This window comes from Acinetobacter sp. YH12086 (assembly GCF_013419345.1).
In the GTDB taxonomy this organism is placed as follows: domain Bacteria; phylum Pseudomonadota; class Gammaproteobacteria; order Pseudomonadales; family Moraxellaceae; genus Acinetobacter; species Acinetobacter amyesii.
This window is the reverse complement of the sequence record NZ_VPAF01000022.1, coordinates 1-12,290: the sequence shown is the minus strand read 5'-3', so window position 1 is coordinate 12,290 and position 12,290 is coordinate 1. Positions and strand designations below refer to the sequence as shown.

The 12,290-nt window shown below is 40.3% G+C and carries 6 protein-coding genes, 8 pseudogenes and 1 other annotated feature; of the genes and pseudogenes, 7 read left to right on the top strand and 7 right to left on the bottom strand.

The window, feature by feature from the left end:
- Window positions 1-412 precede the first annotated feature (412 nt).
- Complete coding sequence (locus FTU29_RS15880; RefSeq protein ID WP_179990953.1) at window positions 413-607, top strand: heavy-metal-associated domain-containing protein; 195 nt, start codon at window positions 413-415, stop codon at window positions 605-607.
- 176 nt (window positions 608-783) lie between these two features.
- Window positions 784-1,005 (top strand): annotated as a pseudogene (locus FTU29_RS15875) (cation transporter); the annotation flags it as partial.
- Window positions 1,006-1,118: 113 nt separating this feature from the next.
- On the opposite strand, the pseudogene FTU29_RS15870 reads toward FTU29_RS15875, so the two are convergent.
- The 6 genes and pseudogenes from FTU29_RS15870 to FTU29_RS15845 all read right to left on the bottom strand — a co-directional run.
- Window positions 1,119-1,583 (bottom strand): annotated as a pseudogene (locus FTU29_RS15870) (reverse transcriptase N-terminal domain-containing protein); the annotation flags it as partial.
- Window positions 1,584-2,158: 575 nt separating this feature from the next.
- Window positions 2,159-3,517, bottom strand: a pseudogene (locus tag FTU29_RS15865) (IS66-like element ISAba25 family transposase); the annotation flags it as partial.
- A gap of 74 nt (window positions 3,518-3,591) precedes the next feature.
- A complete protein-coding gene (gene tnpB, locus FTU29_RS15860; protein ID WP_179990954.1) occupies window positions 3,592-3,927 on the bottom strand; it encodes an IS66 family insertion sequence element accessory protein TnpB in 336 nt (111 codons plus the stop codon).
- Window positions 3,924-4,307 (bottom strand): transposase, encoded by a 384-nt coding sequence (locus FTU29_RS15855; RefSeq protein ID WP_179990955.1) that lies wholly within the window; start codon window positions 4,305-4,307, stop codon window positions 3,924-3,926. Before FTU29_RS15855 ends, tnpB begins: the two co-directional genes overlap by 4 nt.
- 430 nt (window positions 4,308-4,737) lie before the next feature.
- Window positions 4,738-5,649, bottom strand: a complete 912-nt coding sequence (locus FTU29_RS15850) for a ParB/RepB/Spo0J family partition protein (RefSeq protein WP_119879449.1) — start codon at window positions 5,647-5,649, stop codon at window positions 4,738-4,740.
- 7 nt (window positions 5,650-5,656) lie between these two features.
- Window positions 5,657-6,436, bottom strand: coding sequence for a ParA family protein (locus FTU29_RS15845; RefSeq protein WP_179990956.1), 780 nt, complete (start codon window positions 6,434-6,436; stop codon window positions 5,657-5,659).
- A gap of 856 nt (window positions 6,437-7,292) precedes the next feature.
- Between FTU29_RS15845 and FTU29_RS15840 the strand changes: the two genes are divergently transcribed.
- From FTU29_RS15840 to FTU29_RS15820, 5 genes and pseudogenes are all read left to right on the top strand, one after another.
- Window positions 7,293-8,465: a replication initiation protein gene (locus FTU29_RS15840; RefSeq protein ID WP_127800989.1), complete on the top strand. Its 1,173-nt coding sequence runs from the start codon at window positions 7,293-7,295 to the stop codon at window positions 8,463-8,465.
- Window positions 8,466-8,627: 162 nt separating this feature from the next.
- Window positions 8,628-9,861: pseudogene (locus FTU29_RS15835) on the top strand (IS3 family transposase).
- Window positions 8,903-9,019: a sequence feature (AL1L pseudoknot), on the top strand. (Overlaps the previous pseudogene by 117 nt.)
- Before the next feature lie 121 nt (window positions 9,862-9,982).
- A pseudogene (locus FTU29_RS15830) lies at window positions 9,983-11,041 on the top strand (2,3-butanediol dehydrogenase).
- Window positions 11,042-11,303: 262 nt separating this feature from the next.
- Window positions 11,304-11,702 (top strand): annotated as a pseudogene (locus FTU29_RS15825) (aldehyde dehydrogenase family protein); the annotation flags it as partial.
- Window positions 11,702-11,800: pseudogene (locus tag FTU29_RS15820) on the top strand (4-carboxymuconolactone decarboxylase); the annotation flags it as partial. The pseudogenes FTU29_RS15825 and FTU29_RS15820, both read left to right, overlap by 1 nt.
- A gap of 53 nt (window positions 11,801-11,853) precedes the next feature.
- On the opposite strand, the pseudogene FTU29_RS15815 reads toward FTU29_RS15820, so the two are convergent.
- Window positions 11,854-12,290, bottom strand: a pseudogene (locus tag FTU29_RS15815) (IS6-like element IS26 family transposase); the annotation flags it as partial.

The following is a 12,290-nucleotide window of genomic DNA, read 5'->3' as shown; positions in this document are numbered from 1 at the left end:
TCCCCTATAACTTAATCACGTTCATGGTCGATCTTAAATCTTGTGAAAAGTACTCATGCTGACCTAGCCAAACTGTAAAACTCATGTATTCATAGCCTTTAAATGAATCTTTCAATCGGTATATTTAAGGTAAAAACTAGTAATCAGAAGTTATTATCACCCCCATATAAAACAAGGATCAACTTAAAAACAATAACTTAGTAAATTATTCTTCCATTTTTTTTATATTTAGTGTTATTTACTGTAGTCATTAGAACACTCTTCTTTGGAATACTCTGAAGAAAACTGTAAGGTTGTAAACAGACCAAGTTACAGCGAGTAACTGATTCAGAAAAAGGCTGGTTGTATGGTGAAAGTTTAGAGTTACTGTTCTAATGTTTTAAACAAATGTTTTGTTAAAAAGGAGCAACATATGAAATTTCACATCGCTAATATGACTTGTGGTGGTTGTGCACGCGGCATTACTACCGCAATTAAAGAGCTCGACTCGAATGCCTCACTCGATATTGATTTACAAAACCGTATTATTGAAATCAACACAACGGTGAGTCAGGATCAAGTCATTGCCACTCTCAGTGAGCGTGGATTTACAGCTGATCCTGCTTAATCTCTGTTAGAGTAACAGTGGGAATTCCTTACCACTTTTACTCTCTTATTTTCCTCATCGTACAGATAAAACCTGTACTTGCTTGAAATAAAAGTAATCCCTGAATTCCACCTAATCTTGGTTCGAGCTGATCTTCGCATATAGAACTCAGCATATCTAAATGATAGAGATCGTATATGAGTACCGAAATGACTGATACGCCACACTACAGTGAAACATTAGAGATTGAGGGGATGACATGTGCTTCTTGTGTAGGCCGTGTGGAAAAAGCTTTAAAATCTGTTGAGGGTGTTGAATCGGCTCATGTAAATCTGGCTACCGAAAAAGCAGTCATTTATGCGCATCAACCACTTGATCGCGCTACTTTAATTAAAGCCGTAGAAAAAGCAGGCTACGAAGGGCTTTGTTGCATAAATATGTAAGCATCTGATTTAAATAAATTTAATTTTGGATCAAAAAACAATCAAAACTTTTAAAATCATATAGTTATGAAATCTTTGTGCAACAAAGCCCTGAATCCATAAGAGTTCCGATCAGCAGTGGTCTCCGCGATGGGTTCCAAAGCCAGCAGATGGAGCGCCTGCATGGCCCGGCATTTCATCGTGGGTATCCCGAGAGGTCTCATCTTGCCATTTTTCTTCGGAATAAGGACTCTCCGAAGCGGAAGGGGCGTGTAACCTCGCCTCTTCAACGACATCATCGCACCGGTCTTGGCCTTGGGTGTATTCCAAGTCACCTTGTCGACCCCAGCCGTGTTTTTGCCTTTGTTTTCAGACACTCGTTTGACGGCCAATGCTTTGCCACTAAACGAGTGAGTCAGCAGCCATTGCAAAGCTTTCGCCTTGTTATGCCTGCCGTCTTGTACCGCCTTCACAATACGCGCTTGCAGCCCTCTGACATGACGCTGTACAGCAATCCAATCGATGCTGTCCCACGATGTGCTGGAAGGTGCACACGCTGATACTGCTGCATTCATTTGCTCTCCCTCCATTAAAAGGGTTCTACACACTCTCTTGTGATGAGAGACCATAAGGACGTCAGCCCGCTTTCGCGTGGGGTAATGTTTCAACCTCTATCCAACCCATTACAGACTGGCATTCGCTTTTTCCTCGTTCCTTCGCCCGCATCACCATGGGCAGTTTTTGCAAACTGCTTTCCCAATGGGAGTAATACGGGATTTCCACGTTCCGCTTACTGAAGTACATCGGCTTAGGTGCCTGCTATCGACCGGGAGGCGTATGGGTCACGAATGCGTAGTCGAAAGACGCAATTCCCACCTCCATTACCGTTTTGGTTCGAGCGTATCAGCCATTTCCGCTCGTTCAACTTGACGATCGTTACGCAGATTCACATGTGTTCACCATACCGATTATCTAGCCCTTGTCCGGCTATGGCTGCCAGAAGGGTACGCCTCTCACGATTGATACCCCGCACCTTGCGGTGCCTCGTTACATTGTCGAAGGCGCTCTTTATTCAGCCTTCTAGATTCACCCGGTGACACGGGTGGTTCCCGCAGGGGGAACAACTTCATTAAGCGACTTCGTGTCGCACCTCGACCCAATTATTGCAAATCGGTAGATTGCCATCATCCAGATAGCGGCTTAAAGCTGGCCAACGCTTCAGAGTGTAATTGATGGCCTTGGCGGTGGGAGAACTCGATGGCACTGTCAGATGATGTTGGTTGAGCCATTCATATAGTTGTTGCATCACTGGTTGACTATGCTGTTGTCGGTATTCGCGGCGGTCTTCCGCTGTACCATCGGTCTTTTTCCTGAGCTCTGCTTCTATCGCATACAGTTTCTGAATCAGCACTAATGCCTGTTCAGCGACCTGACTTTTCCCAGTTACATGCAGTTCATGGAATTTACGACGTGCATGCGCCATGCAGCCCACCTCAATGACATCGCCTGATTTAAAGCGTGCTTTATAACCACTGTAATCATCACAGACTAGATAGCCCTGCCAGCCTTTCAAGAACTCTTCAGCATGCTGGCCTGAACGACTATCCTGAAAGTCATAGATCACCGCCTGAACTGGATTGTACTGTGTAGTGGCATAGGCCCAGACATAACCTTTCTTCGGTTTTTTATTATTCTCACCCATCCGCATGATGGTGACCGGTGTTTCATCTGCATGCAGCACCTGCTGTTGTAGTACCACCTCTTTTAAGGCATTGGCCAGAGGTTCCAGTTCTACACCGCAGCGACCTATCCAGTCAGATAAAGTTGATCTAGAAAGTTCGATTCCCGCCCGCTGATAGATCAGACATTGACGGTACAGCGGCAAATGATCGGCATACTTCGATACCAGCACATGGCTGAGCAATTCAGGTGAAGCAATGCCTTTATCAATCACATAGGCGGGCATCGCTTGCTGAGTCAGAGTGTCACACTGATCACAGACCCATTTACCACGCACATGCTGTTCCTTATAGAACTGTGCCGGTCTGAAATGCAGTTTTTCACTGACATCTTCGCCGATACGACGGAGTTGGCAGCCACAAGCACATTGGGTTGATGCAGGTTCATGCTCAATACGGATGGTGTGTAGATGATCTGGCAGTGGTCGACGTTTAGGTTTATTGGTTTTGGCTTTCTGTGTCGCTGCATTAGTTTTATCTGCATTTAGCCGTTCCAGTTCTAGATCAACCGCGGCAATATCTTCTTCAACCGCTTCATCCCACAGATGGATTTGTTTTGCCGTTAAGTGTTCATTCTTTTGGGCGAATTTGTGCTTTTTAAACAGCGCCAGTTCATGCTCGTATTTTTGATTGAGAATAGAAAGATGTTGAACTTTAGAATCTAATTGCTGGTTTGATTGTGCTAGAGACTGATGCTGCATCGCCAACTGCCGGGTAAATTCCAGCAGTTGTTCATGGGTCAGTTGGCTTAAGTCAGGCAGCGTATTCATGACCGCAGTATGCCTGAGGTCATGAAGAGAATGAAATAGAACGTTTGGAGAATAGCAGAATAGCCGAGCTTGGTTTAGAGCATTGTTACCACTTGCTGTCGTCCAATGCGCTGCCAGGGCAAACCCTGGATTAATGCCTGTAACTGTTCCGGGTTGAGGACCACGGTTTCACCTTGGTGAACTTGAGCCCAGTGGAATTTTCCCTGTTCCAGCCGCCTGGCACACAGCCAGATGCCCAGTCCATCATGTACCAGCACTTTCATACGATGACCACGTTTATTACAGAACAGGTAGGCGCAATGCGGTTTGATGTAGCCAAAGGCTCTCACCACCTGAGCCATGGTCGTATCCATACCTGCACGCATGTCCATGGGCTGGGTAGAGAGCCAAATTTCATTGATACGGATCATGTTGCCAGTGCCTTGAGTAATTCTGCCAAGGCAGGTATTTCTGATGTCTGCCATTTTAGCTGAATATCATTATTCGTATGAGGCACGGTGATACACAACGTGATCCTCTCATCAATAGGTTGGCTGATTGCAGCAGTGTAAGGCAAAGCAATAAATGCTGGATTCACATGAGTAGGATCCTGCACGGCACCATCATGATGGCTGAAGATCCTGATCCAACGACTGACAAGGTTGGCATTAATACTATGTTGCAGTGCGACCGAAGCGATCGAGGTATTAGGATTTTTGCAGGCATTGACAATACTGAATTTGAATTCTTTGCTGTATGTTCTGCGTTTTTTAGCAACAGGAGGTGTTGCTGAATATATATCCATGTTCATAGATTAAGTCCCCACTTGTTTTTAGGTGGGAACTAAATTAAGGCTTATAGGATCGCTTGGTAAGGCTGTGTTAGCTGGATGCTTACTTTCTTTTACCTTAATAACGTATTTTTTTAACGGCAGCATACCTTTTGAAACACCACCAAATTATTTATGTTCCACCAGCACATATACTTCCCTATCGAAAAATCTGATAAGAATTGATTATTTTGATACAAAACCTGAAAACTGGGAGTGCTTATATGGACATATATAATATTTCCGGATAAATATAAAACTACTCCACAAGAAGAAAGGCAGAATTTAATCTCAGTCCGAAGTAACAGTACTCTCAAAGACCAAATGTAAAGAAGCATACTTAAGAAAATAAATTTCAATAATGCATGAGGATGTAATTAGTTTCAGGGTGCTAAGAAAGTGTAGCAACTTGCTACACTTTTTCGCTTTTTTGAATCAGCTGTTTTAAGAAATCTTCTAATTGTAAGAGACTGGCTTCGTCAATTTCCGAGATATTCAGAGAAACCTTAAGCTGTTTTTGATTCAGTTTGATATTCCCCGCAATCTTACCGGCATATTCAATTTTTCTGACCACGGATGTTGTGGTCAGTTTTTCTGGATTCTGACTCAATAGTTTTTCAGCATAAGTAGTAACTTTGCTTTGCTCGAGTTTTTTGTCTTTTAATTTTTCCCAAGCTCCGAGTAAGGCCACTTCGGCTTCAGAGAGTTGTTCAAGATGATCCGATAGAAATTTTTTGAATGCAGTTGCAGCAGTACGGCCTAGCAAGCCTGGTTCCACATCAAGGTCATTTAAAATTGCTTGCGGCAGTTTTTCGTATGCTAAATACTTGTACATATCTTCGCGATTTAAACCCAGTGAATTGGCTAAACGTTGCTTGTTTTTCTTTAATTTCTCATCAAGTGAGTTCAGGCCAATAAAAATCTCATAATCTGTCAGATCCTGACGCTTTAAATTCTCTGCCAGGGTTAACAAAGATGCTTCTACATTATTTGCATCAATTATAATGGCTTCAATCACAGACTTTCCGAGTAATTGATGTGCCCGTAAGCGTCGCTCGCCTGCAATCAGTTCATATTTCAGATTATCCAGTTTACGCACTGTAATGGGCTGCAAAAGGCCGATTTCATTAATAGAATCCGCCAGTTCTTTTAACTGTGACTCTTCAAATATTTTACGCGGCTGGTTTGGACTTCGGCTGATATCCTCAATAGGGACATTACGTCTAAACTCTTTCGGCTCTTTAATATTGTCTTTCTGTGCTTGCTGATGTTTTTCTGTATTCTGTTTCAGTTTCTGAGCTAAAAGCTCTTTGGTGCTTGCCATAATGCTCTCAGGTTTTAATTTTCACTACAATTTCATTGGCAAGGCTTTCAAAAGCCTTACGTACTTTTGAATTTTTTTCTACTTTCAAAAGTGGTTGTTGCAGAATCGCTGCTTGATTGACTTTAGTACTTTGAGGAATTGTGGTTTCTAAAATTTTACCTACCTGTTTCAAGGCTTCATCCCGAATCAGCTTACAGACATTCTGACGTTCATCATGCTTAATTAGTAAAGCGCCTAAAAGCTCTAAATCTGGATTAATACGTTTGATTTTTTCAAGATGATTTAAAAGATCTGTTACCCCATACAATCCATATTGTGATCCTGATTCGATAGGGATAATGACATGTGTTGAAGATGCCAAGGCATTGCTTGTTAATAATTTAAGGCTAGGTGGACAGTCGATCAATATAAAATCATAAAGATCTTTTAATAGTTTTAACTTGATATTTAACTCTTCAGAAGGACGGGGAGCTTCTTCTTTTAGTTGATCTTCAGTTTTTCCTAAATTTAAGGAACCATAAATTAATGATACTTTTTCAAAGTTCGTTTCTTCTTGTAATGCATCTGCCAACAACGAAATATCGCCCACTAGTAATTCTGCTGTAGTGACAGCAATTTCGCTTGGATGTTGGATCCCAATGTGTAAACTTGCGTTTGCTTGAGGATCTAAATCAATGACTAAAACTTTGTAGCCAAGATTGGCAAGTTCTGAGGCTAGGTGTACAACAGTCGTTGTTTTGCCACATCCGCCTTTATGGTTAGCAACAGTAATAATTTTTGCAGACATGCGTGTCAGATGCTTCCTTATTTCAATGTTTAGTAATATAAATAACTTTCATTCATCTTACTATAGTTTTTAAATTTATAAATCCTATTTATTCAGCTGTAAAACAACTTAAAAAATAAATTTTTAACTAAGCTAGCTTAATTAAAAATTAGAATAATTAGTTATTTAGCTAATTAATAATTAGGATCATATTTTTATTATATAAAACAAGTGCTTGTAACTTTAAAAGTGGAAGGTTTGTCACTATAAAGTGGAAGGTTTGTCACTATAAAGTGGAAGGTCTGTCACCGTAAAGTGGAAGGTCTGTCACTATAAAGTGGAAGGTTTGTCACTATAAAGTGGAAGGTCTGTCACTAGGGTGGAAGGTTTGTCACTACTATTTTTATAACTGCTATTTTTATTTAAAAATAATTTAAAAAACAAATATTTAAGCTGTTAATAAAGTCTCATAACTAAGCTTTAAAGGTGGAAAGATTGTCACTGTATCTTCTTAACCTGTGGATAATCTGTTTTTATTGGATATTTCCTGATGATTATATGTGCAGTTATACCTTTTAAATCTAACAAAAAGGTGGAAGCCTTGTCACATCAGGGTTTTTATCTGACTTAACCTAACTAGACCTGAATGAAAAAAGTAAAAATAGACCTTCTGAACTGTAATTTCGAGACTAAAGGTGGAAGGTCTGTCATCATGGGGTGGAAAGATTATAATTAATTCCACTTTAAGTGCAGGAAATCGGCTAAAATGCTTCTTTTTGATGACAAACTTTCCACTTTTAGAATATTGTGGTGAAAGTCTTGAAAGTTTTTCCACTTTTGTATATAAAAACTAAGTTAAATTATAAATATCACGGTTATGACAGAATCTGAACCATTGCAAGAAGAATCGAATTATATTCCTTACTGTATAGGCAACATTCGCCATAATGGCGTTGTCAGTACCAGTAACCGTTTAATTCGCCCAATCGAATTATCAGCCAATGAATATAAGGCACTTTTATATGCAATGGCGGTTGCGAATTATAGTGAGAAAAATAGGGTAGATGGTGAAATTACCGAACAAACTTATATTTATTTGTATAAGGATGATTTGGCAGATTTACTAGGATTAAATAAACGTAATTCAATTAATGTTGCAATAGATCGGATTTATAAAGAGCTTTCATCCCGGGTAGCTCATTTTATTATTGAGGAGCCAGCTGATAATGGTAAGAGAAAGACTAAAAAAGTACATTCTGTCGTTCCCATTATCCGTGAGTTAAGATGGGAAGATGATTCTAAAAATGCGATTCAGATTCGTTTTACCAGTGAGGTGTTGCCGTATTTCACTCAACTGGCTGGGGGTAATTTTACTACCTATCAGCTAAAACATCTTTTTGCCCTAGATTCTGTTGCCAGTATGAGTCTTTATACTTATTTCATTAAAAACGAATTTAAGTACGCCAATCAAAAGAGTTATGAAGTGCCATTACTTTTAGAAAACTTGAAAGCACTGATTGATATTAATGAAACCAAATATGATCGCTGGGTAGATTTTAGACGCTATGTATTAGACAAAATAGTGGCAGAAATTAACGAAAATACAGATCTACAGTTAGAGTATGAAACCGTTAAGAAAGGCCGTCCAATTGTAGGTGTGAATTTTAAACTGCATCATCGGATTGCTGATAAGGCACTGGATGAATTTGCAGTGATTGAAAAAATCTATCTTGATGTTCCATTTGAAGACAATGCATCCGTAAAAGAATTAGGGGCTAAATTCGATATGAATGTACGTTCTTGGTATATTTTTAATAATGATGAAAATTATCAGCAGTTCAAGAAGTGGTTTAAAAAAGTAGGATGCCTCACTGACTCTCAAGCAAATATTGTCATTAATGACACTTTATTCCAAATGGATTTTGCTGAAATTGGTATGGGGTTGAATGACTTTAAACGAAATATGAAGCATAAACTTAAAAGTAATCCGGAATTCGTCCATAGTATTCGTGAAAGACTGAATGATATTTTTGGTAAAGAGTTGATCTAGCGAAAAGTGTAGCAACTTGCTACACTTTTTAGATATATGTTCGTAAAGAATACAAGTGGTAAGGACCTTAGGATAAAAACGACTCTGTTGCATAAAGTGTGAAAATTGAGACTGAACCGTACCGGGTTTGTCGGAGACCAACTTTCTTGAGAGAATGTTCCAATGACAAAACCAAAATATACCCCTGAAATCAGAGAAAGAGCGGTTCAATTATTGATTGAATCTGAAAAAGATTATCCTTCTACTTGGGCTGCAATCACAGCTATTGCACCTAAGATTGGTTGTACTCCTGAAACATTGCGTGTTTGGTATTTAAAGCATATGGATCAACTAAATCCTGCCAAAGTACAACAGATATCTGACCAAGAAAAAATGAAGCAAATGGAACGTGAAATTAAAGAATTAAAACGTGCCAATGAAATTCTACGTAAAGCAGCCGCTTTTTTCGCCCAGGCGGAGCTCGACCGCCCACACAAATAATGGTGGATTTTATCCAGAACAATAAAGATCGATATGGTGTTGAAGCGATTTGTAGAATTTTACCGATTGCAGCTTCGACCTATTATCGGGCTTTAGATCTCGTTGATAACCCAGAACATCGAGCGAAACGTGCTCTGCATGATTTATATCATGCAGAGCAAATCAAACGTATTTGGAAAGAAAGTTTAGGTCGATATGGTGTGCGTAAGGTCTGGCAACAATTGAAACGTGAAGGTTATGTTATCGCACGTTGTACAGTTGCTCGATTGATGCAGAAGCTAGGTATACAAGGTGTTTGGCGTGGTAAGAATAAACAAACCACCCGTAGCCGAGATGATCAAAAACGAGCAGATGACTTAGTAAAACGCAATTTTAATGCAGATCATCCTGACCCTTGCGAAGCAATGCTTCTCAGGTCGCTGACTTCACGTATATTCAAACTCATTCAGGCTGGGTCTATACCGCCTTTATTATTGATGTGTTCTCGCGAGCAATTGTTGGATGGAAAGTATCAACACGTATGAATACAGATATGGTGCTCGATGCACTGGAGCAAGCATTGCATGATCGAGGCATGCCAAAGAACGTGATTCATCATAGTGACAGAGGCGTGCAATATCTTTCCATTCGTTATACCAATCGTTTAGAAGCAGCAAATTTACGAGCATCAGTCGGTACGACCGGTGATTCATACGATAATGCTTTGGCTGAAACGGTGAATGGCTTATACAAAACAGAGGTGATTGAATATTTAAAAGCGGATTGGCAAGGTTTAGCAGATGTACAACTTGCGACACTAAACTGGGTAGATTGGTTCAATAAAGAGCGTGTACACAGTGCACTGGGTTATGTATCACCTTTTGAGTTTGAAGCAATGTACTATGATAAGATTAACCCGTTAGGTCAGGTGGCCTAACTTAAATAAAAAAGTCTCCGACAAACCCGGTACGGTTCAGTTCACAAACTACATTACAGGTCAGTCTATTTTGACAGATGGTGGAATGGTTTACCGTTAACATCAATATAAGGAATACAAAATGAAAGCAGCTCGTTTTTATGACCGAGGGGATATTCGAATTGAAGATATCCCTGAACCGAAAGTACTTCCAGGCACAGTTGGAATTTAAGTTGCGTGGTGTGGTATTTGCGGTACGGATTTACATGAATTCATGGAAGGTCCTATTTTTATTCCACCTTGTGGTCACCCACACCCAATTTCGGGAGAATCTGCACCTGTAACAATGGGACATGAATTTTCAGGCGTGGTTTATGCAGTTGGAGAGGGTGTAGATGATATCCAAATTGGGCAACATGTCGTAGTTGAACCCTACATTATTGCTGACGATGTGCCGACTGGCCCCAATGATAAGTATCATTTATCAAAAAATATGAACTTTATTGGTTTAGGCGGACGCGGTGGTGGTCTTTCTGAAAAAATTGCAGTTCAGCGGCGTTGGGTACATCCTATTTCAAATGATATTCCTTTAGACCAAGCAGCATTGATAGAACCTTTATCTGTCGGTCATCATGCCTATGTCAGAAGTGGCGCAAAAGCTGGCGATATCGCACTGGTTGGTGGAGCAGGCCCAATAGGCTTACTTTTATCTGCTATTTTAAAGGCTAAAGGTCTCACGGTTATCATTACTGAACTGAGTGCAAAACGTAAAGAAAAAGCGATAGAAGCGGGTGTTGCCGATTATGTACTAGACCCATCTAAGGTTGATGTAGTTGCTGAGGTAATGAAAATTACAGAAGACCGCGGTGTAGATGTCGCTTTTGAATGTAGTAGTGTCAATAAAGTCATGGATACACTCGTTGCAGCAATGAAACCAACTGGTGTAGTCGTTATCGTTTCTATTTGGAGCCATCCTGCCACAATTAATGTGCATAGTGTGGTCATGAAAGAGCTCGATATTCGTGGAACGATTGCTTATGTCAATGACCATCAGGAAACCATCCGTTTAGTCGAGCAAGGTAAGATTAATCTAGAACCTTTTATTACCCAACGTATTGCATTAGATGATCTTGTTTCTAAAGGCTTTGAAACGCTGATTCATAATAATGAGTCTGCTGTAAAAATTATTGTTCATCCATAGTAAAGCCTAATTTGAATAAGCTAGAAATAAACTCTATGTAGCTATTTCTAATATCTTTATCGATAGAGAATGAGTCTGTACGTACAGATTCATTCTCAAATTTACAGTGTTGAGTGCCAGTATGATTTTGATCATAGAGCCTAGTAAAGATATAAGGCTTTGTTGCATAAATATGTAAGCATCTGATTTAAATAGATTTAATTTTAGATCAAAAAATAATCAAAACTTTTAAAATCATATAGTTATGAAATCTTTGTGCAACAAAGCCGTTGCAGGTGGAAAACAACACAGCGCTGGTGAGTTATTTTACGAACCGACCATTATTGCCGATGTAACTGCAGAGATGGATGTTGCAACTCAAGAAACTTTTGGACCATTAGCTGCAATTTTTAAGTTCGAAACTGAGCAACAAGCAATTGAGATGGCCAATGCCACAGAATTTGGTTTAGCTGCTTACTGCTACACACAAGATTTAGGTCGTGCGTGGCGCATGAGTGAACAACTCGAGTACGGTATGGTTGGAATTAATAAAGGCTTGATTTCAAATGAGGTTGCACCGTTTGGTGGAATTAAACAGTCAGGTTTAGGGCGCGAAGGCTCAAAATATGGCATTGAAGATTATCTCGAAATCAAATACACCTTATTTGGAGGATTAGGCTAATGAGTAATGAAAAATTTGAAAAAGGTTTAGCGATTCGTAAACAGGTGCTTGGCGAAGCTTATGTCAATAATTCGATCAACAATGCTGATGATTTTAACTGGCACTGTTGCAAAGTTAGCGATGAGGCAGCCTTTTGTCTTATTCAAAGGCCTTACATTTCAAAAACTCTGCTTACCAGGCGCATTTCGCCCAGGGGATCACCATAATAAAATGCTGAGGCCTGGCCTTTGCGTAGTGCACGCATCACCTCAATACCTTTGATGGTGGCGTAAGCCGTCTTCATGGATTTAAATCCCAGCGTGGCGTTGATTATCCGTTTCAGTTTGCCATGATCGCATTCAATCACGTTGTTCCGGTACTTAATCTGTCGGTGTTCAACGTCAGACGGGCACCGGCCTTCGCGTTTGAGCAGAGCAAGCGCGCGACCATAGGCGGGCGCTTTATCCGTGTTGATGAATCGTGGGATCTGCCACTTCTTCACGTTGTTGAGGATTTTACCCAGAAACCGGTATGCAGCTTTGCTGTTACGACGGGAGGAGAGATAAAAATCGACAGTGCGGCCCCGGCTGTCGACGGCCCGGTACAGAT